Origin of the sequence: Cellulomonas terrae (assembly GCF_007990265.1) — a bacterium.
Taxonomy (GTDB): domain Bacteria; phylum Actinomycetota; class Actinomycetes; order Actinomycetales; family Cellulomonadaceae; genus Cellulomonas; species Cellulomonas terrae.
Window position 1 is genome coordinate 18,007 of sequence record NZ_BJWH01000028.1, and the last position, 18,191, is coordinate 36,197.

Consider the following 18,191-nt stretch of genomic DNA (forward strand, 5'->3'; position numbering starts at 1 on the left):
GCGCTTCTGTCCAGGAGAAGGATTGCCGATCTTCTGCGGACTATCCGTGAGAAGAACTGCCGAACAGCGAGGAACGTGGAGGTCAGGCCGAAGGGCCGAGAAGAACGCCCCAATGACGGAGGACACGATGAGCACGTACAGGCACGGCGACCAGACCGAGACCGCGGCCGAGCTCGCGGCGAGCTGGGACCTCGACGCACGCTGGGCCGGCATCCGCCGCACCCACACCGCCGAGGACGTCGTCGCCCTGCGGGGGTCGGTCCGCGAGGAGAACACCCTCGCCCAGCGCGGCGCCGAGCGGCTCTGGCAGCTCCTGCACTCGCGCACCCTCGTCCCGGCGCTGGGGGCGCTGACCGGCAACCAGGCGGTGCAGCAGGTCCGCGCGGGGCTCGAGGCGATCTACCTGTCCGGGTGGCAGGTGGCCGCCGACGCCAACCTGTCCGGCCAGACCTACCCGGACCAGTCGCTGTACCCGGTGAACTCGGTGCCCGCGGTGGTCCGTCGCATCAACAACGCGCTGCTGCGGGCCGACCAGGTCGAGTTCGCCGAGACCGGTCGTCGCTCCCGTGAGTGGCTCGCGCCGATCGTCGCGGACGCCGAGGCCGGGTTCGGTGGACCGCTGAACGCCTACGAGCTCATGCACGCGATGATCTCCGCGGGCGCGGCGGGCGTGCACTGGGAGGACCAGCTGGCGGCCGAGAAGAAGTGCGGCCACCTGGGCGGCAAGGTGCTCGTCCCGACGTCGCAGCACGTCCGGACGCTGTCCGCGGCGCGGCTCGCGGCCGACGTCGCCGGGGTCCCGACGGTCATCGTCGCCCGGACCGACGCGCTCGGTGCCGACCTGCTGACGTCCGACGTCGACCCGCGCGACGAGCCGTTCCTCACCGGCGAGCGGACCGCCGAGGGGTACTACCGGGTGCGCCCGGGCCTCGACCCCGTCGTCGCACGCGCCGAGGCGTACGCACCGCACTCCGACCTCATCTGGGTGGAGACGTCGACCCCCGACGTCGCCCTGGCCGTCGAGTTCGCCGAGCGGATCCACGACCGGTTCCCCGGCAAGCTCCTCGCGTACAACTGCTCGCCGTCGTTCCACTGGCGCTCGCAGCTGGACGACCTCCAGATCGCGCGGTTCCAGCGGGAGCTCGCCGGTCACGGGTACGTCTTCCAGTTCATCACCCTGGCCGGGTTCCACGCCCTCAACCACTCGATGTTCGACCTCGCCCGCGGCTACGCCGAGCGCGGCATGAGCGCGTACGTCGAGCTGCAGGAGGCCGAGATCGCCTCCGAGTCCGACGGCTACACCGCCACGCGTCACCAGCGCGAGGTCGGCACCGGCTACTTCGACCGCGTCGCCACCGCGATCAGTCCCGAGAGCGCCACCCTCGCCCTCGCCGGCTCGACGGAGACGGCCCAGTTCACCCACTGACCTCGCGCCCCGTCCGCGAGAACGGCACTTTGCGACGAGGACGGCAGTCGAGACTGCCGTCCTCGGAGGGAACTGCCGTCCTCGCGGCCGGGCGCCCCAGCACCAGGAGCACCGACATGACCATCACCATCACCCCGCCGACCACTCGACCTCAGCTGGCGCTGGTCGGACCGGACGTCGCCGGCGCGACCGAGATCCTCACCTCCGAGGCCATCGACTTCCTCACCGACCTGCACGTCCGGTTCTCCGGGCGACGCCACGACCTGCTGCTGGGCCGCCAGCACCGCCGGACGCGGTTCTCCAACGGCGCCGACCCCGACTTCCAGCCGCTGACCGCAGGCATCCGGGCGGACCCGAGCTGGCGCGTGGCCGGCCCCGGACCCGGCCTGGAGGACCGTCGCGTCGAGATCACCGGCCCCACCGACCGCAAGATGACGATCAACGCGCTGAACTCCGGTGCGAAGGTCTGGCTCGCGGACATGGAGGACGCCACCAGCCCCACGTGGACCAACGTCGTCGGCGGGCAGCACAGCCTGTTCGACGCGATCCGGGGTCAGATCGACTTCACGTCACCCGAGGGCAAGGAGTACCGCGTCGGCGGGACGACACCGACGATCGTGTTCCGGCCGCGCGGGTGGCACCTGACCGAGAAGCACCTGGAGTTCACGGACCGTGCGGGCCAGGTCTGCGCGGCCTCCGCGAGCCTCGTCGACGCCGGCCTGTACCTCTTCCACAACGCCCAGGCGCTCATCGACTCCGGCCGCGGACCGTACCTCTACCTGCCCAAGCTCGAAGGTCACCTGGAGGCCCGCCTCTGGGACGAGGTCTTCCGGTTCACCGAGACGTACCTGGGACTGCGGTACGGGACGATCCGCGCGACGGTCCTCATCGAGACCATCACGGCCGCGTTCGAGATGGAGGAGATCCTCTACGAGCTGCGCGACCACTGCGCCGGCCTGAACGCCGGCCGCTGGGACTACATCTTCAGCGTCATCAAGAACTTCCGCGCTCGCGGACCCCGGTTCGTCCTGCCGGACCGCAGCAGCGTCACCATGACCGTCCCGTTCATGAAGGCGTACACCGAGCTGCTCGTCGCCACCTGCCACAAGCGGGGGGCGCAGGCCATCGGCGGCATGAGCGCGTTCATCCCGGACCGCCGCGACCCGGAGGTCACCGAGAAGGCGTTGGCCCAGGTCAGGGCGGACAAGCAGCGGGAGGCGGGCCAGGGGTACGACGGCACCTGGGTGGCGCATCCCGACCTGGTGCCCGTCGCCCGGGAGGTCTTCGACGAGGCGCTCGGCGACCGGGTCGACCAGCGGCACCGGCTCCGTGAGGACGTGCACGTGACCGCAGCGGACCTGCTCGACATCCCGTCGGCCGGCGGCGGCGAGCCCGGGGCCGTCACCGACGGCGGGCTGCGCGGGAACGTGTCCGTCGGCGTCCGGTACCTCGAGGCGTGGCTGCGCGGGATCGGGGCCGTCGCCATCGACCACCTCATGGAGGACGCGGCGACGGCCGAGATCTCGCGGTCGCAGGTGTGGCAGTGGGTGCACCAGGGCGTCGTCACCGCCGAGGGGACCCGCATCGACGCCGCCCGGGTCGAGCAGGTGCTCGAGGAGGTCCTCGCGGAGCTCCCGCGGACCGCCGACGACCGGTACGACGACGCGGCCGACCTGTTCCGGCAGGTCGCCCTGGCGGAGGACTTCCCGACGTTCCTCACCGTCCCGGCGTACACGCAGTTCCTGGTCGCGCGCGTGTGACCGACGTGGCCCGGGTCGCCGATCCGACCCGGGCCCCGTCGCGCCCGACGAACCCAGCCGCACCTGTGACTCCAGCCGACCCCTGTGGCGCCGGGCGCGCACCAGGAGAGCACTCCCGTCACAGGTGCGGCTCGGTCGGACACGACACGTCGCATCCGGCGAGACCGGCGACCGATGTCCGCCGAGGCCTCGTCGGCGGTCCCGGCCGTGCGCCAGGATGTCCGGATGGTTGACGACCTACGCCCCGTGCTGGTGACCGGGGGGACCGGAACCCTCGGCCGCTCCCTCGTGCACACGCTCCTCGACGCCGGTCGACCGGTCCGTGTGCTCAGCCGCCGAGAACGGTCACCCGCCGCACCGTCCGAGGCGGAGTGGACTGTCGGCGACCTGCTCACCGGCGACGGGCTGCCCGAGGCGGTGACCGGGGTCAGCGCCGTGGTGCACTGCGCGAGCGACCCCCGCAAGCCGGACGACGACCTCGACGCCGCGGTGCAGCTGTTGCTCGCTGCGCGCGCGGCCGCGGTCCCGCACCTCGTCTACGTCTCGATCGTCGGCGTCGACCGCGTCCCGTACGCGTACTACAAGGCGAAGCACCGGGTCGAGGAGATCGTCGAGGACGGTGGCGTGCCGTGGACGATCCTGCGCGCGACGCAGTTCCACGACTTCGTCGCGACGATGCTCGACTACCTCTCGCGCGGGCCGGTCGCGCTGGCCCCCGCGGGGATGAGCGACCAGCCGATCGACGTCCGCGAGGTCGCGTCCCGCCTCGCGCAGCTCGTCGACGCGGGTCCGTCGGGCCGCGTCGAGGACCTGGGTGGTCCCCAGGTGCTCACCGTCACCGAGCTCATGCGCACGTACCTCGCGGCGCGCGGTCGACGACGGCCGGTGTGGACCGTGCCGTTCCCCGGCCCGCTGAGCGGGTTCCGGCACGGCTACCACCTGACGCCCGAGCACGCGTCCGGGCGGCTGACGTTCGCGGAGTGGGCGCAGTCCCGGTCGCGCTGACCGGACCCGCGGCAGCCTCCGGGAGCGAACGCCTCAGCCGATCTGCCAGGTCCAGCCACCCGCGTCGTCCACGACCTGCACGTTCACGGTCGTCGACGCGCCGGCCGGGTCGACGGCGACGCACTGGAACGAGGTCGCCCCGTCGACGACCGTGTCCGGGCACTGCACCGTCACGGTCACCCCGGCCTGCTCCGCCACCCCGGCGGCGATCTCGGTCTCCATCGCCCGCAGGTCGAGGGTGGGCACCGCGTCGGCCAGCGCGCCGCGCACGGCGTTCGCCACCAGGAGGCTGCTGATCACCAGCCCGACGATCGACAGGCCCATCGCCCACCGCGCCCGACCTCGGCCCTTGGGCTCCCAGCCGGCGGCCTCGAGCCTCGTCGCGCGCTTGAGCCCGACGACAGCCAGCACGATCCCCGCGACCCCGGCGATCGGCACGCCGAGCATGGCGAGGACCGAGACGACGAGGGCCACCCGCGCCGGAGTGTTCTTGCCGTCGTCCAGGTTCGCGGCCGTGTTGACCAGGTAGTGGTTCTCGACCGGCTGGATCCACCCGGTGCTCGCGGCGGCCGGGGCCGCGGGACCGAAGCGGGGGTCGGGTGCTGCCTGTCCGAACCCGCCGGCGGCCGGGGCCGCGGGGCCGAACCGGGGGTCGGGTGCCGCCTGTCCGAACCCGCCGGCGGCCGGGGTGGCGGGACCGAACCGCGGGTCCGGGGTGAACTGGGTCGGGACCGCAGGTGCAGGTGGCGGTGGCGTCTGCACGTGCTCGGTCCAGCCGGCGCCGTCGAACCAGCGCTCACCGCCTGAGCCGGCGGGGTCGGTGTACCAGCCCGCTGGGGGGTTCCCTGTCGTGGGCGTGGTCACGGGTGCTCCAGTCGTCGTGCCGTTCAGCGGTCCTTCCACCATCGGCACCACGACGGGGGACCTTGACCGCGCCCAGGGTCGTCGAAAAAAGTCCTTGGCGCCTGGCGCGGACCGGACGTACGGTCGTCGGACACGGGAAGGAGGTGGTCCAGGACATGTTCTCTTCCAGGACGCGTGAGGTGACTGTCCGCTAGTCGCCCGAAAGCAGTCGGACGGATTGCACACACGATCCGCCCGCAGGCCCACCCGGGCCGGCGAGCGAATCCATGGCAGTCACCGCAGCCCGTGGGAGCCGCGACCTCGTCCTTCGCGGCAGGGCCTCTTCGGAGGTCCGGCCCACGGGCTGTTGCCTGCCCATCTCGTGGCAGGGTGGAGCAGTGGCCCTCAAGAACCCTGCTCAGATCAACCAGATGCGTCCCGCCGGGAAGTTCGTCGCCGGCGTGCTGTCCTCCTTGCGTGATGTCGCCCGCGAGGGGATGACGCTCAAGCAGCTGGACAGCCACGCGCACCAGATGATCGACGCGGCTGGCGCCCACTCCGTGTACCTGGGCTACCACCCGTCGTTCGGTGCGATGCCGTACCCGGGCGTGCTGTGCACCTCCGTGAACGACGCGGCCCTGCACGGGCTGCCGTCCGACTACGTGCTCGTCGACGGCGACGTGCTCAGCATCGACTTCGCCGCGCAGGTGCAGGGGTGGGTGGCGGACTCGGCGCTCACGTTCCAGGTCGGGACGCAGTCGCCCGAGGTCACCGCGCTCATCGAGACCACCGAGCGCGCCCTGGCCGCCGGTATCGCGGCAGCCCGCCCGGGCGCCCGGATGGGAGACATCTCGTCGGCCATCGGCACCGTCGGCCGTGCGGGCGGGTACGGGATCAACGCCGACTTCGGCGGTCACGGAGTCGGACGGACCATGCACGAGGACCCGCACGTCCCCAACCTCGGGCGTCCCGGCACCGGGCTCAAGCTCAAGGCGGGCCTGGTCATCGCCATCGAGCCGTGGTTCATGGCGGGCGGCGACGGATACACGATCGACGACGACGGCTGGACCATCCGCACGGCCGACGGCTCGCTCGCCGCGCACGCGGAGCACACGGTCGCGATCACCCCGGACGGCCCTCTGGTCCTCACAGCCCGAGACTGAGCCCACCCACAACGTCCGAGGAACTGGTCGCCGCAGCGGCCACATCCTCGGACGTCCGCGGATTCGTGCGTCCGGACGACCGGATGTGCGGACGCAGGGTGGAGAGCCGGCGTTGGTTGTTCTTGACGGCGGACTTAGATTGGCTCGATCCGGCAATGCCGTCGGATCACGCACGGAAAGAGGGCTCTGATGTCCGCGCTCGTCGACACCGCTCCGCTCATCGGCCACGTCGTCGGGGGGCAGGTGACGACGCCCGAGGGGTCGCGGACGCAGGACGTGTTCGACCCCGCGACCGGTCGGGTGACCGGCCGGGTGCTCCTGGCGGAGCAGGCGGACGTCGACGCGGCCGTCGCGGCGGCGGTGACGGCGGCGCAGAGCTGGTCGCAGGAGCCGGTCGCCAAGCGCACCGCGGTGCTGTTCGCGCTGCGGGAGCAGATCGTCCAGCACACCGACGAGCTCGCCGCGATCATCACCGCGGAGCACGGGAAGGTGCTCGCGGACAGCCACGGGGAGATCGCCCGCGGGCTCGAGGTCATCGAGTACGCGTGCGGGATGCCGCAGCTGCTCAAGGGCGAGTACACCGACCAGGCGGCGACGGGCGTGGACGTGTTCTCGTTCCGGGAGCCGCTGGGGGTCGTCGCCGGGATCACGCCGTTCAACTTCCCCGCGATGGTGCCGCTGTGGATGGCGCCGATGGCGATCGCGACGGGCAACGCGTTCGTCCTCAAGCCGTCGGAGCGGGACCCGTCGGCAAGCCTGTTCCTGGCGAGGATGTGGAAGGCGGCCGGGCTTCCCGACGGGGTGTTCTCCGTCGTGCAGGGCGACCGGGTGGCCGTCGATGCTCTCTTGACGCACCCGGACGTCGCGGCCGTGTCGTTCGTCGGCTCGACCCCGATCGCGCAGCACGTGCACGCCACGGCGACCGCGCACGGCAAGCGCGTGCAGGCGCTGGGCGGGGCGAAGAACCACGCGGTCGTGCTGGCCGACGCCGACCTGGACCTCGCGGCGACGCACCTGACCGGTGCGGCGTTCGGGGCGGCCGGCGAGCGGTGCATGGCGATCTCGGTCGCGGTGGTCGTCGACGAGATCGCCGACGCGCTGCTCGAACGGCTCACCGCCGCCGCGCAGAAGGTCCGCGTGGCACCCGGCAACGATCCGGACTCCGACATGGGCCCCGTCATCACGCGGGCGTCGCAGCTGCGCATCGAGGAGATCGTCACGGACGCGGTCGACAGCGGCGCCTCGGCACCGGTCGACGGGCGCGGTCACACGGTGAGCGGTCACGAGGACGGGTTCTTCGTCGGCCCCACCATCCTCGACGGCGTCACGACGGACATGCGCGCGTACGTCGAGGAGATCTTCGGGCCGGTGCTCGTCGTGATCCGCGCGGCGGACCTGGCGGAGGCGATCGACCTGGTCAACGCCAACCCGTACGGCAATGGGACCGCGGTGTTCACGTCGTCCGGCGACGCGGCACGCACGTTCCAGCGGGCGGTGAACGTCGGCATGATCGGCATCAACGTGCCGATCCCGGTTCCCGTCGGCTGGCACTCGTTCGGTGGCTGGAAGAACTCGCTGTTCGGCGAGAGCCACATCTACGGCCCGGAGTCGGTCCGCTTCTACACGCGCGGCAAGGTGGTCACGAGTCGCTGGCCGAACACCCCTGCGAGCGCGAAGTTCCACTTCGGCCGCACGACGAGCCACTGACAGCAACGTCCGCACTCGTGAGGGTTGGGCCCACCTGAGTGCGGACGTTGCGCCAGGTCAGGCGACGCGGATGACGATCTTGCCGCGGGTGTGGCCCGTTGCGCTCGCCTCGTGGGCTGCCGCCGCGTCGGCCAGGTCGAAGACCTCCGCGACCTCGACCGTGACCGTGCCGGCGTCGAGCAGCGCGGTGAGCGCGTCGAGGTCGGCCGTGTCGGGGCGCACCCACACGTAGTGGCCGCCGAGCTCGTCGCGCGCGGCGGCGTCGACGATCGACGCGACGGTGCCCCCGTCGGCGAGCAGTGCGCGGGACGTCGCGACGAGGTCGTCACCGCCGTAGTCGAGGATGACGTCGACGCCGTCGGGAGCGATCGCCCGGACGCGGTCGACCAGCCCGTCGCCGTACTCCACCGGCTCCGCACCGAGCCCGCGCAGGTACTCGTGGTTCCGCGCCGACGCGGTGCCGATGACGCGGGCGCCCAGCGCGCGGGCGATCTGCACCGCGAACGCCCCGACGCCGCCGGCTGCGGCGTGCACGAGGACGGTCTGCCCGTCCGTCACGCCTGCGCGCAGGATCGTCTGGTAGGCGGTGAGCCCGGCCAGCGGGACGGCCGCGGCCTCCTCGAAGGACAGTGACGCGGGCTTGCGCGCCAAGGTGCGCACCGGCGCGGCGACGAGCTCGGCGAACGTGCCACCGTGCACCCAGTCGCGACGGACGTACCCGTAGACCTCGTCGCCCACCTGGTACTCGGGGGTGTCCAGGCCGACGCGCTCGACGACGCCCGCCACGTCCCAGCCCGGCACCACGGGGAACGTCACGTCCATGATCGCGTCGAGGTAGCCGGCGCGGACCTTCCAGTCGACCGGGTTGACCGACGCGGCGCGCACGCGGACCAGCACGCTGTCGGGACCGACCTTCGGGGTGGGCTGCTCGGTGAGCTCGAGGACGTCGGGGCCGCCGTAGCGGGAGTAGGTGATTGCTCGCATCTCTGCGACAACCCCTCGACGGCCCGATGTGTTTCCGCCGTGGCACACGTCACGGCGCTCGTGGAGCGCACCGGACCGCGCCGACACGCGATCATGGCGGGGTGTCGAACCCCTACTCCGTCATGGTCGTCTGCACCGGCAACATCTGCCGTTCCCCGATGGCTGAGATCGTGCTCCGCGAGCGGTTCGCCGCCGCGGGCCTGGGCGACGAGGTCGTCGTCGACTCCACGGGCATCAGCGACGAGGAGCACGGCAACCCGGTGGACCGCCGGGCCCGCGCCGTCCTGGTCGCCCGCGGCTACCCCGCCGGGGACGGGCACCGGGCGCGCCAGGTCGCGCCCGACGACCGCCGCGACCTCGTCCTCGCGATGACGAACGCCCACGCCCGCGCGCTGCGCGGCCTGGACCCGGTGCTGTTCCGGTCGTTCGACCCCGACGCGGTCGGCAACCTCGACGTGGCCGACCCCTGGTACGGCGGCGCGCAGGACTTCGAGGACTGCCTCACGCAGATCGAGGCGGCCGCCGACGGCATCGTCGACCACGTGCGCAACGATCTGGGGAATGCGCGGCTGCGGCACAACGGTTGACCGAGGCATGTCCCTCGACGAGATCCCGCTGACCACCCTGCACGGCGACGCGACGACGTTCGGCGAGTACGCGGACAAGGTGAAGCTCGTCGTCAACGTCGCCTCCCGGTGCGGCCTGGCACCGCAGTACGCGAAGCTCGAGGAGCTCCAGAAGACCTACGGCGACCGCGGCTTCACGGTCCTCGGCTTCCCGAGCAACCAGTTCCTGCAGGAGCTCGGCTCCGAGGAGGCCATCGCGGAGTACTGCTCCACGACGTGGGGCGTCACGTTCCCGATGTTCCAGAAGACCAAGGTCAACGGCCGGTCCCAGCACCCGCTCTACGCGGAGCTCACCAAGACCCCCGACGCGTCCGGCAAGGCGGGGCGGGTCACGTGGAACTTCGAGAAGTTCGTCGTGACGCCCGACGGCTCGGTGCACCGCTTCCGCCCGCAGACCGAGCCGGACGCCCCCGAGATCGTCGAGGTCATCGAGAAGGCCCTGCCGGCCTAGAGCGGGCGGTTGCGCCGGGAGGCGCGGTGCAGGGCGACGCGGATCCCGGTCCGCAGTCGAGACGTGTTCAATGGCGGGCATGAAGGTTGCCCGGCGTGCCCACGTCCCGCCGTTCGCGGTGATGGAGATCCTCGCCGCCGCGAACGCGCGCAGGGCCGCGGGCGAGGACGTTCTCAACCTGTGCGCGGGCGAACCGTCGACGGGGGCGTCGGACGTCGTCCGGCAGCGGGCGATCGACCTGCTGACGAGCGGCGGCGGGCTCGGCTACACCGAGGCCCTGGGCGTGCCGGCGCTGCGGTCGGCGATCGCGCAGCACTACAGCGAGCGGTACGAGCTCACCCTCGACCCCCGCCGGGTCGCCGTCACCACGGGCTCCTCGGGCGCGTTCGTCCTCGCGTTCCTCGCGGCGTTCGACGTGGGCGACCGGGTGGCGCTCGCCGTCCCCGGCTACCCCGCGTACGCGAACATCCTCGCCGCGCTCGGGTGCGAGGTCGTGATCGTCCCGTGCGGCCCGGAGACCCGCTACCAGCCGACCGTCGCGCAGCTCGCGGCGCTCGACCCACCGGTCGAGGGCTTGGTGGTGGCCAGCCCGGCCAACCCGACCGGCACGATGATCGACCCCGACGAGCTCGCCGCGCTCGCCACCTGGTGCGGGGCGAACGGCGTCCGGCTGGTCAGCGACGAGATCTACCACGGCATCACCTACGGCTCCGAGGCGACCGCGACCGCCGCGCACTACCTCGAGGGCGGCGCGGTCGTCGTGAACTCGTTCTCCAAGTACTGGGCGATGACCGGGTGGCGCCTCGGCTGGATGGTCCTCCCGGACGACCTGCTCCCGGTGGTCGACGCGCTCGCGGGCAACGTCGCCCTGTGCCCCCCGGCGCTCGCCCAGCACGCGGGGGTCGCCGCGTTCAGCCCCGAGGGGTACGCGGCCGCCCGGCAGAACGTCGAGCGGTACGCCGCCGCCCGCGAGCACCTGCTCTCCCGGCTGCCCGAGCTCGGCTGGTCGCGGATCGCCCCCGCCGACGGCGCGTTCTACCTGTACGGAGACATCTCCGCGAGCGGCCTCGACTCGATCACGTGGTGCGCGCGGCTCCTCGACGAGGCCGGCGTGGCCCTGACCCCGGGCACCGACTTCGACCCCGTCGACGGGCGGAGCTGGGTGCGGCTGTCGTTCGCGTCGTCGGTCGAGGTGGTCCGGGAAGCGGTCGACCGGATCGTGGCCTGGCAGCGCACGCTGCCGGACCCGACGCCACCCGTGCCGGGCGCACGGGTCTGAGCGTCCCTCCCGGGACGTAGGTTGGTCGTCGTGCCGCTGCCTCCGCTGGTCCCGCCCGGACCGCCCCTGACCCCTGCGCAGGTCGAGCGCGGGTCGAGGCACCTGCTGCTCGCCGAGATCGGGGTCGACGGTCAGCGTCGGCTGCGCAACGCGCGCGTGCTCGTCGTGGGCGCGGGTGGCCTCGGCGCCCCGGTGATCCAGTACCTCGCGGCGGCGGGCGTCGGGACGATCGGCATCGCCGACGACGACGTCGTCGACGTGAGCAACCTGCAGCGTCAGGTGATCCACGGGACCGCCGACGTGGGGCGCGCGAAGGTCGACAGCGCGCTCGACACGGTCGCGGCGCTCGACCCCGACGTCCGGGTGGTCGCTCATCGCACCCGTCTGACCAGCGAGAACGTCGACGAGATCCTGGGCGGCTACGACCTCGTCGTCGACGGGACCGACAACTTCCCCACTCGCTACCTCGTCAACGACGCCTGCGTCCGCCTGGGCCTGCCGGAGGTCTGGGGGTCGGTGCTGCGGTTCGACGCGCAGACGACCGTCTTCTGGGGCCGGGCCGGGGTGCAGCTGCGCGACCTGTTCCCCGCCCCGCCGCGCGACGACGAGGTCCCGTCCTGTGCCGAGGCGGGCGTGCTCGGCGCACTGTGCGGGCAGGTCGGCTCCGTCATGGCCACCGAGGTGGTCAAGCTCCTCACCGGCACGGGCGAGCCGCTGCTCGGCCGCGTGCTCGTCATCGACGCCCTGCGCGGCCGGTGGACCGAGGTCCCCCTCGTCGGCCGACCGCTCCCCGCACCCACCCCGGAGGTCCTCCCCATGTCCGACGTCCCCGTCGTCACCGCCCCGGAGCTGGTCAGCCGGCTGGCTGCCCGGGCAGCGGGCACCGACGACTTCCTCCTGATCGACGTCCGCGAGCCTGCCGAGTACGCGCAGGCCTCGATCCCGGGCGCGATCCTGGTGCCGCTGGGCTCGGTGTTCGACGGGACCGCGCTCGCGGACCTCCCGCGGGACCAGGAGATCCTCGTGCACTGCCAGGTGGGTGCGCGGTCGTTGACGGCCGCGACGATCCTGCGCGGGGCCGGGTTCGACGCCGCGAACGTCGACGGCGGGATCCTGGCCTGGATGGACGCGCGCTGACCGTGCGCTCCCTGACCGCCCACCGCGCCGCGGCCCTCGCCCTGGCCGCCCCGCTCGCCACGGTCGAGGTGCTGCTCGACGACGCCGGCGGGCTCGTCCTCGCGGAGGACCTGCGGACCCACGAGCCCCTGCCTCGCTGGGACAACTCCGCGATGGACGGGTACGCGGTCCGGCACGCCGACGTCACGGCGCTGCCCGTGACGCTGCGGGTGGTCGCGGACCTGCCGGCCGGGTCCGCCGACGAGCCCGTCGTGGTGGCCGGGTCGGCCGCGCGGATCATGACCGGGGCGCCGGTGCCCGCGGGTGCGGACACGATCGTCCCCGTCGAGCTCACCGACGCCGGGACGGCGACCGTGCTGGTCCGGGACGCACCGACGCCCGGCACGCACGTCCGTCGCGCCGGTGAGGACGCCGTCCCCGGGGACGTCGTCGTCGCCGCGGGCACGCTGCTGGGACCCGCCGCGATCGCCGCCGTCGCCTCCCTCGGTCACGCGACCGTCCGCGTCCACCGTCGGCCGCGCGTCGCGGTCGTCTCCACCGGCGACGAGCTCGTCCCGCCCGGGTCGCCGCTGCGCCGCGGTCAGATCCCCGACTCCAACTCCTGGCTGCTCGCCGCCGCCGTCCGCGAGGCCGGTGGTGAGGCCGTGCGGATCGGCCCGGTCCCTGACGACGTGGACGCGCTGCGGGAGCTGCTCCTGAGCCTCGACGTCGACGCGATCGTCACGTCCGGCGGCGTCAGCGTCGGCGCGTACGACGTGGTCAAGGCAGCGTTGGTCGACCAGCCGGACGTCGAGTTCGTCGCCGTCGCGGTCCAGCCCGGCAAGCCGCAGGGCCTGGGCCGGCTCCCCGACGGCACCCCGATCTACACGTTGCCCGGCAACCCCGTGAGCTCGTTCGCGTCGTTCGAGATGTTCGTCCGGCCGGCCCTGCTCCGGATGCGGGGTCTGGCCGACGTCGAGCGCCGGACGGTGCTCGCGGTCGCCGACGACACCTGGACCACACCCCCCGGTCGCGCACAGCTCATGCCGGTCCGCTGGGTCGGACCCGACCGCGTGGTCCGCGCCACCGCGCGCGGCTCCGGGTCCCACCTCGTCGCCCGCCTCGCGCTGGCCGAAGGGCTCGCCGTCATCCCCGCCGAGGTCTCCCAGGTCAGAGCCGGGGACCCGATCACCGTCCTGAGAGTGAGCCCATGAGCGAGCAGTTCACGCACCTCGACGCCGCCGGGCACGCCCGCATGGTCGACGTGACCACCAAGCAGCCGACCGTCCGCAGCGCCACCGCCAGCGGACGCGTCCGGTGCGGACCGCCCGTCGTCGCCGCCCTGCGGTCCGGCGACGTGCCCAAGGGTGACGTCCTGGCGGTCGCACGCATCGCCGGCATCGCCGCCGCCAAGCTCACGCCGTCACTGCTCCCGCTCGCACACGTCATCGGCGTGCACGGCGTCGTCGTCGACCTGGAGATCACCGACGACGGCGTGACCATCACCGCGACCGTCCGGACCGCCGACCGCACCGGCGTCGAGATGGAGGCGCTCACCGCCGTCTCGGTCGCCGCGCTCGCGGTCGTCGACATGGTCAAGGGCCTCGACAAGTCCGTCCGCATCGCCGACGTGCAGCTCGAGGCGAAGTCCGGCGGCCGCTCGGGTGACTGGGTGCGCGACGCGTGACCGCACCGCGCGGCGAGGCGCCCGGGGACGGGGCGGCGTCCGAGGCCGGAGCCCGACGGGCGTTCGACGCGATCGTGCTCGCCGGTGGGCGCGCTCGTCGGCTCGGTGGGGCGAGCAAGCCCGACGTCGAGGTGGGCGGTGTGGCCCTGCTCGACCACGCGCTCGCGGCTGTCGTCGGGGCATCGCACGTCGTCGTCGTCGGACCGCCGCAGGTGGCGCGCCCAGGGGTCGCGACGGTGCTGGAGGACCCGCCGGACGGCGGGCCCGTCGCGGGCGTCGCCGCAGGCCTCGACGCGCTCGCCGCCGACGGCCCCGACCTCGTCGTCGTCCTCGCGTGCGACGTCCCCGGCGCGGCCCGCGTCCTGCCCGCACTGCTCGCGGCTGCGGAGGCGACCGACGTCGACGGCGCCCGCATGGTCGGCGCGGAGGGACGACCGCAGCACCTCGTCGCCGGCTACCGGCGTGCGTCCCTGCGGGCGGCGCTCGACCGGCTCCCGGCCGTGCACGGGGCTGCGATGCACCGGCTCGTCGAGGGCCTGCGGCTGGTCGACGTCGCCGACCACGAGGGCGCGACCGTCGACGCCGACACCTGGGCCGACGTGCAGCGCCTCGACGCCGCGCTCAGTGACAGGATCGACCCATGACCGACGACCCTCGCCGCGCCCCGGGCGCAGACCTGCCGGAATGGATCGACCAGATCACGACCGCGCTCGGCGTCGAGCGGGAGCTCGTCGACATCGACCGGCTGCTCCAGGTGTCCTCCGACGTCGCCCACCAGGTGGCCCGCCCCGCCGTCCCGGTGACCATGTTCGTGGCCGGCCTCGCCGCCGCGAGCTCGAACCCGTCCGACGTCCTCGCGTGGGTCGAGGCGCGCGCCGCCGAGTGGACCGCCGAGCAGTGATCACGGTCCGCTACTTCGCCGCCGCCGCGGAGGCCGCCGGAGTGGACACCGAGCAGCTGCCCGCCGGCTCGGCCGCGCAGGTCCGCACCGCGATGGTCGCCGCGCACGGCGCAGGTCTGGACCGGGTCCTCGGACGCTGCTCCCTGCTGGCGGACGGCACCCGCGTCGACGGCGACGACCCGGTCCCCTCCGGGACGACCCTGGACGTCCTCCCCCCGTTCGCCGGCGGCTGAGCGCGCGACGGCTCGCCGCTCCGGCTCGCGCGACGACTCCGTTCCGGTGAGCGGAACCCACTCTTCACACGAGCCGGTGCGCGAGTGCGGGCGCGCGGTTAGCCGCCGATCGCGCTCATCGGGCGGTCGGGCTGCAGGAAGCTCGGGTCGTCGATGTCGTGACCCGCCTTCTTGCCCGCCAGGCACCGGCGGTACGCGTCGGCGAGGGCGGCGTCGACGTCGGCCGCGGCGGGCGCGGGTCGCTCGGGGGCCGTCGCGCCGATGCGGACGGCCTGCCCGGGCCCGATCCCGAGCGCCGCCGCGTCGGGGGCGTCCGACGACCCGCGCAGCAGGTCCCGCACGTTGGTCTCCGTCTGGGAGAACAGGCACGCGCGCAGCTGACCGTCGGCGGTGAGGCGCAGCCGGTCGCAGGCACCGCAGAACGGCTGGGTGACCGACGCGATGACGCCGACGGTCGCGGGACCGCCGTCGACGGTCCAGAGCTCGGCGGGTGCGGCACCGCGGCCGGGCACCTCCGTCAGCGTGAACTCCGCGGTCAGCCGCTCCAGGATCTCCGCCTGCGTCACCATCTGCTTGCGGTCCCAGGTGTGCCCGGCGTCGAGCGGCATCTGCTCGATGAACCGCATCTGGTAGCCGCGGTCGACGGCGAACCGGGTGAGGGCGACGACCTCGTCGTCGTTGACCCCACGCATGGCGACCGCGTTGATCTTCACGGGGTGCAGTCCGGCGGCGTCGGCTGCGGCGATCCCGGCGAGGGTCTCGACGAGCTTGTCGCGCCGGGTCAGCTCCAGGAACTTCGCGCGGTCGAGGGTGTCCAGGCTGATGTTCACGCGGGACAGCCCGGCGTCCTTGAGGTCCGACGCGAGCCCGGGGAGGCGCAGGGCGTTGGTCGTGAGGGAGACCTCGGGGCTGCCGGCCGGGCCGGTGAGCGCCGTGAGCCGGCGGACGACGTCCACGATGTCGACGCGCAGGAGGGGTTCGCCGCCGGTCAGCCGGATCTCGGTGATGCCGAGCGAGACGCCGACCCGGGCGACGTGCACGATCTCCTCGGTGCTGAGCATCGTGGACCGCGCGAGCCACGGCACGCCGTCCGCGGGCATGCAGTACGTGCACCGCAGGGAGCACCGGTCGGTGAGCGAGATCCGCAGGTCGCGGTGCACGCGCCCGAACCGGTCGACCAGCTGCTCGGTCATCACAACCCCACCCATACGTGTGAACCGTCCTCGAGGACCTCACGCTTCCACACCGGGAGCTCGGCCTTGACCGTCTCGACGAGCGCGCGGCACACGTCGAACGCCTCGGCGCGGTGCGCGGTGGACACCGCAGCGACGATCGCGGCCTCCCCGACGGCCAGGTGCCCGATGCGGTGGCTGACGGCGATGCCGAGCACGTCGTCGGTCAGGGCGGCCCGCGCGATCCGGGCCAGGACGTCCTGCGCGTCCGGGTGCGCGGTGTAGTCCAGGCCCACCACGCGCCCCTCGACCGACGGGTCGTGGTCGCGAACGAGCCCGACGAACGTCGCGACGGCCCCGGCGCGGGGATCACTGACATGTTCCACGTGAAACTGCAGGTCGAGGGCCTCTTCGACGATGCGCGCGATCATCGGTGGTCGCCGCCGAGAAGCTGGTCGAGCACGTGCGGCAGCAGCGGCACAAGCACGTCGAGGCCGTCGGACACACCACCGGGAGAACCCGGCAGGTTGACGATCACGGCACCGTCCGCCGTGATGCCGGCGAGTCCGCGCGACAGCACCGCCGTCGGGACGGTCGCCGAACCGGCCCGGCGAAGGAGCTCAGCGACGCCGGGCAGCTCCTGGGCGATCAGCGGACGCGTGCCCTCCGGCGTGCGGTCGCGGGGCGCGACTCCCGTGCCGCCCGAGGTGATCACGAGCCGGGCGCCCTCGTCGACGGCCGCCCGCAGCGCCCCCTCGACGGAGTCGGCACCGTCGGGCACCACCACCACCGGTTCCACCGCGTACCCGGCCGCCTGCAGCCGGGCGGCCGCGAGCGGCCCCGACCGGTCGGCCCGCGAACCTGCGGCGGACCGGTCGGAGACCACGACGACGACTGCACGAGCACGGTCGGTCGACGAGGAGGTCACGCAGTCAGCGTAACGAGCGCGTGGGTCACCACCTCGACGGGTGCCCGTCGGCGCGAGACGGCAGGAGGTCCGAACGGGTGACGACGGACCGCAGCAGGCTCCTGCGCCGCTAGCCTCGCCCGCAAAGAAGGGACGCCTGTGCGCTCGTGGGACACGCAGGGACGTGCCGACGGCACCGCGATGGACGTCGTCGTCACGCCGGGGGCCGGCGGACGCGTCGGCGACGGCACGGACCTGCCGGCGCCGCCTGGCGGTGTGACGACGACGGTGCGTGCCAAGCACCTGCGCCGCGAGGAGACCCGTCTCGAGCGCCGCGCACGCGAGGCCGTCGAGGAGCTGAGGCAACCGCCGGCGCTCAGAGCCGCGATCGCGGCGCAGCGCGTCGCCCTCCTGGCGCGGCGTCGCAGGACCGTGCTCGTCCTCGGGGCGGTGGGCGTGCCGCTGTGCCTCCTGGTGACCGCGGCGTCGGCGTTGATCGCCGCGGGGTTCGTCGGCGACCACCTGACATGGTGGATCGCGGTGGGCGCCAAGCGCAGGCACTGGGTCGGCGAGTACGGCGTCGCCACGACCGACGCGGCGCGGTTCGCGTTGGCGGTCACGGCCATCCCGGTGGTGCTGGCTGCGCTCTCGTACCTGGCGCTGCGCCTGCCGGGCGTGCGTGACAAGGCCTGGGCCATGGCTCCCGCCTGGGTCGGCGCCTACGTCATGCCCGGGCTGGCTCTCGGGGTGCTCGCCAGCTTCGTGGGATCGAGCACCGGTCAGAGTGCGAGCGACCCGCTCCCGCTCGTCGCGCAGGTCGCGCCGCAAGCCTTGCCGCTGCTGCTGGGGGGTGTCGCGGTCCTGGTGCGAGCCGACCGCGGCCGCCGGACGCCACGGCTCGAGGCGCTAGGCTGACCCCACAACTTCACAC

At 73.2% G+C, this 18,191-nt stretch carries 20 protein-coding genes; 15 read left to right on the top strand and 5 right to left on the bottom strand.

Going from position 1 to position 18,191, the window contains the following annotated elements:
- Positions 1–127: 127 nt before the first annotated feature.
- From aceA to CTE05_RS18410, 3 genes are all read left to right on the top strand, one after another.
- On the top strand, positions 128–1,426 hold the full coding sequence (aceA, locus tag CTE05_RS18400; protein WP_186814934.1) for an isocitrate lyase: 1,299 nt from the start codon (positions 128–130) through the stop codon (positions 1,424–1,426).
- A gap of 116 nt (positions 1,427–1,542) precedes the next feature.
- Positions 1,543–3,186, top strand: a complete 1,644-nt coding sequence (aceB, locus tag CTE05_RS18405) for a malate synthase A (protein ID WP_146847755.1) — start codon at positions 1,543–1,545, stop codon at positions 3,184–3,186.
- A 225-nt stretch (positions 3,187–3,411) separates the two neighbouring features.
- Positions 3,412–4,191 carry an SDR family oxidoreductase gene (locus CTE05_RS18410; protein WP_146847756.1) on the top strand — a complete coding sequence of 260 codons (780 nt, stop codon included), beginning with the start codon at positions 3,412–3,414 and terminating at the stop codon, positions 4,189–4,191.
- A 33-nt stretch (positions 4,192–4,224) separates the two neighbouring features.
- Here CTE05_RS18410 and CTE05_RS20690 read toward each other — a convergent pair whose 3' ends face one another.
- A complete protein-coding gene (locus CTE05_RS20690) occupies positions 4,225–5,055 on the bottom strand; it encodes a DUF2510 domain-containing protein (RefSeq protein ID WP_246123746.1) in 831 nt (276 codons plus the stop codon).
- 377 nt (positions 5,056–5,432) lie between these two features.
- Between CTE05_RS20690 and map the strand changes: the two genes are divergently transcribed.
- Positions 5,433–6,197: a type I methionyl aminopeptidase gene (map, locus tag CTE05_RS18420; RefSeq protein ID WP_146847758.1), complete on the top strand. Its 765-nt coding sequence runs from the start codon at positions 5,433–5,435 to the stop codon at positions 6,195–6,197.
- 189 nt (positions 6,198–6,386) lie between these two features.
- Positions 6,387–7,904 carry a CoA-acylating methylmalonate-semialdehyde dehydrogenase gene (locus CTE05_RS18425; protein ID WP_146847759.1) on the top strand — a complete coding sequence of 506 codons (1,518 nt, stop codon included), beginning with the start codon at positions 6,387–6,389 and terminating at the stop codon, positions 7,902–7,904.
- Positions 7,905–7,961: 57 nt separating this feature from the next.
- Here CTE05_RS18425 and CTE05_RS18430 read toward each other — a convergent pair whose 3' ends face one another.
- The gene (locus CTE05_RS18430) at positions 7,962–8,888 is read right to left on the bottom strand and encodes an NADP-dependent oxidoreductase (protein ID WP_146847760.1); all 927 of its coding nucleotides are present in this window, start codon (positions 8,886–8,888) and stop codon (positions 7,962–7,964) included.
- 101 nt (positions 8,889–8,989) lie between these two features.
- On the opposite strand from CTE05_RS18430, the gene CTE05_RS18435 reads away from it, so the two are divergent.
- From CTE05_RS18435 to CTE05_RS18475, 9 genes are all read left to right on the top strand, one after another.
- Positions 8,990–9,475, top strand: a complete 486-nt coding sequence (locus CTE05_RS18435; protein ID WP_246123747.1) for a low molecular weight protein-tyrosine-phosphatase — start codon at positions 8,990–8,992, stop codon at positions 9,473–9,475.
- 7 nt (positions 9,476–9,482) lie between these two features.
- Positions 9,483–9,965, top strand: coding sequence for a glutathione peroxidase (locus CTE05_RS18440; protein WP_146847761.1), 483 nt, complete (start codon positions 9,483–9,485; stop codon positions 9,963–9,965).
- A gap of 79 nt (positions 9,966–10,044) precedes the next feature.
- Complete coding sequence (locus CTE05_RS18445; RefSeq protein ID WP_146847762.1) at positions 10,045–11,244, top strand: pyridoxal phosphate-dependent aminotransferase; 1,200 nt, start codon at positions 10,045–10,047, stop codon at positions 11,242–11,244.
- Positions 11,245–11,274: 30 nt separating this feature from the next.
- Positions 11,275–12,381: a ThiF family adenylyltransferase gene (locus CTE05_RS18450; RefSeq protein WP_146847763.1), complete on the top strand. Its 1,107-nt coding sequence runs from the start codon at positions 11,275–11,277 to the stop codon at positions 12,379–12,381.
- A gap of 2 nt (positions 12,382–12,383) precedes the next feature.
- Positions 12,384–13,574, top strand: a complete 1,191-nt coding sequence (locus CTE05_RS18455; RefSeq protein ID WP_146847764.1) for a molybdopterin molybdotransferase MoeA — start codon at positions 12,384–12,386, stop codon at positions 13,572–13,574.
- Positions 13,571–14,047, top strand: coding sequence for a cyclic pyranopterin monophosphate synthase MoaC (gene moaC, locus CTE05_RS18460; protein ID WP_146847765.1), 477 nt, complete (start codon positions 13,571–13,573; stop codon positions 14,045–14,047). The genes CTE05_RS18455 and moaC overlap by 4 nt, the downstream gene beginning before the upstream one ends.
- Positions 14,044–14,691, top strand: coding sequence for a molybdenum cofactor guanylyltransferase (gene mobA / locus CTE05_RS18465; RefSeq protein WP_246123748.1), 648 nt, complete (start codon positions 14,044–14,046; stop codon positions 14,689–14,691). Before moaC ends, mobA begins: the two co-directional genes overlap by 4 nt.
- On the top strand, positions 14,688–14,948 hold the full coding sequence (locus tag CTE05_RS18470) for a DUF6457 domain-containing protein (RefSeq protein WP_146847766.1): 261 nt from the start codon (positions 14,688–14,690) through the stop codon (positions 14,946–14,948). Before mobA ends, CTE05_RS18470 begins: the two co-directional genes overlap by 4 nt.
- A complete protein-coding gene (locus CTE05_RS18475) occupies positions 14,945–15,181 on the top strand; it encodes a MoaD/ThiS family protein (RefSeq protein ID WP_146847767.1) in 237 nt (78 codons plus the stop codon). Before CTE05_RS18470 ends, CTE05_RS18475 begins: the two co-directional genes overlap by 4 nt.
- Before the next feature lie 98 nt (positions 15,182–15,279).
- On the opposite strand, the gene moaA is transcribed toward CTE05_RS18475, so the two are convergent.
- The 3 genes from moaA to CTE05_RS18490 are packed head-to-tail and all read right to left on the bottom strand — an operon-like array spanning position 15,280 to position 17,281.
- Positions 15,280–16,374 carry a GTP 3',8-cyclase MoaA gene (gene moaA, locus CTE05_RS18480; RefSeq protein ID WP_186814936.1) on the bottom strand — a complete coding sequence of 365 codons (1,095 nt, stop codon included), beginning with the start codon at positions 16,372–16,374 and terminating at the stop codon, positions 15,280–15,282.
- Complete coding sequence (locus CTE05_RS18485; RefSeq protein WP_146847769.1) at positions 16,374–16,784, bottom strand: molybdenum cofactor biosynthesis protein MoaE; 411 nt, start codon at positions 16,782–16,784, stop codon at positions 16,374–16,376. The genes moaA and CTE05_RS18485 overlap by 1 nt, the downstream gene beginning before the upstream one ends.
- A complete protein-coding gene (locus CTE05_RS18490) occupies positions 16,781–17,281 on the bottom strand; it encodes a MogA/MoaB family molybdenum cofactor biosynthesis protein (RefSeq protein WP_146847770.1) in 501 nt (166 codons plus the stop codon). Before CTE05_RS18490 ends, CTE05_RS18485 begins: the two co-directional genes overlap by 4 nt.
- A 138-nt stretch (positions 17,282–17,419) precedes the next feature.
- Between CTE05_RS18490 and CTE05_RS18495 the strand changes: the two genes are divergently transcribed.
- A complete protein-coding gene (locus CTE05_RS18495) occupies positions 17,420–18,175 on the top strand; it encodes a hypothetical protein (RefSeq protein WP_146847771.1) in 756 nt (251 codons plus the stop codon).
- The last annotated feature ends 16 nt before the right edge of the window (positions 18,176–18,191 follow it).

What these genes read in the sequence shown, in the direction of transcription:
- CTE05_RS18445 (WP_146847762.1), top strand. Translation starts at nt 10,045, where the DNA reads ATGAAGGTTGCCCGGCGTGCCCACGTCCCGCCGTTCGCGGTGATGGAG.
- CTE05_RS18440 (WP_146847761.1), top strand. Translation starts at nt 9,483, where the DNA reads ATGTCCCTCGACGAGATCCCGCTGACCACCCTGCACGGCGACGCGACG.
- CTE05_RS18470 (WP_146847766.1), top strand. Translation starts at nt 14,688, where the DNA reads ATGACCGACGACCCTCGCCGCGCCCCGGGCGCAGACCTGCCGGAATGG.
- CTE05_RS18430 (WP_146847760.1), bottom strand. Translation starts at nt 8,888, where the DNA reads ATGCGAGCAATCACCTACTCCCGCTACGGCGGCCCCGACGTCCTCGAG.
- CTE05_RS18425 (WP_146847759.1), top strand. Translation starts at nt 6,387, where the DNA reads ATGTCCGCGCTCGTCGACACCGCTCCGCTCATCGGCCACGTCGTCGGG.
- aceA (WP_186814934.1), top strand. Translation starts at nt 128, where the DNA reads ATGAGCACGTACAGGCACGGCGACCAGACCGAGACCGCGGCCGAGCTC.
- CTE05_RS18410 (WP_146847756.1), top strand. Translation starts at nt 3,412, where the DNA reads ATGGTTGACGACCTACGCCCCGTGCTGGTGACCGGGGGGACCGGAACC.
- moaC (WP_146847765.1), top strand. Translation starts at nt 13,571, where the DNA reads ATGAGCGAGCAGTTCACGCACCTCGACGCCGCCGGGCACGCCCGCATG.
- CTE05_RS18485 (WP_146847769.1), bottom strand. Translation starts at nt 16,784, where the DNA reads ATGATCGCGCGCATCGTCGAAGAGGCCCTCGACCTGCAGTTTCACGTG.
- aceB (WP_146847755.1), top strand. Translation starts at nt 1,543, where the DNA reads ATGACCATCACCATCACCCCGCCGACCACTCGACCTCAGCTGGCGCTG.
- moaA (WP_186814936.1), bottom strand. Translation starts at nt 16,374, where the DNA reads ATGACCGAGCAGCTGGTCGACCGGTTCGGGCGCGTGCACCGCGACCTG.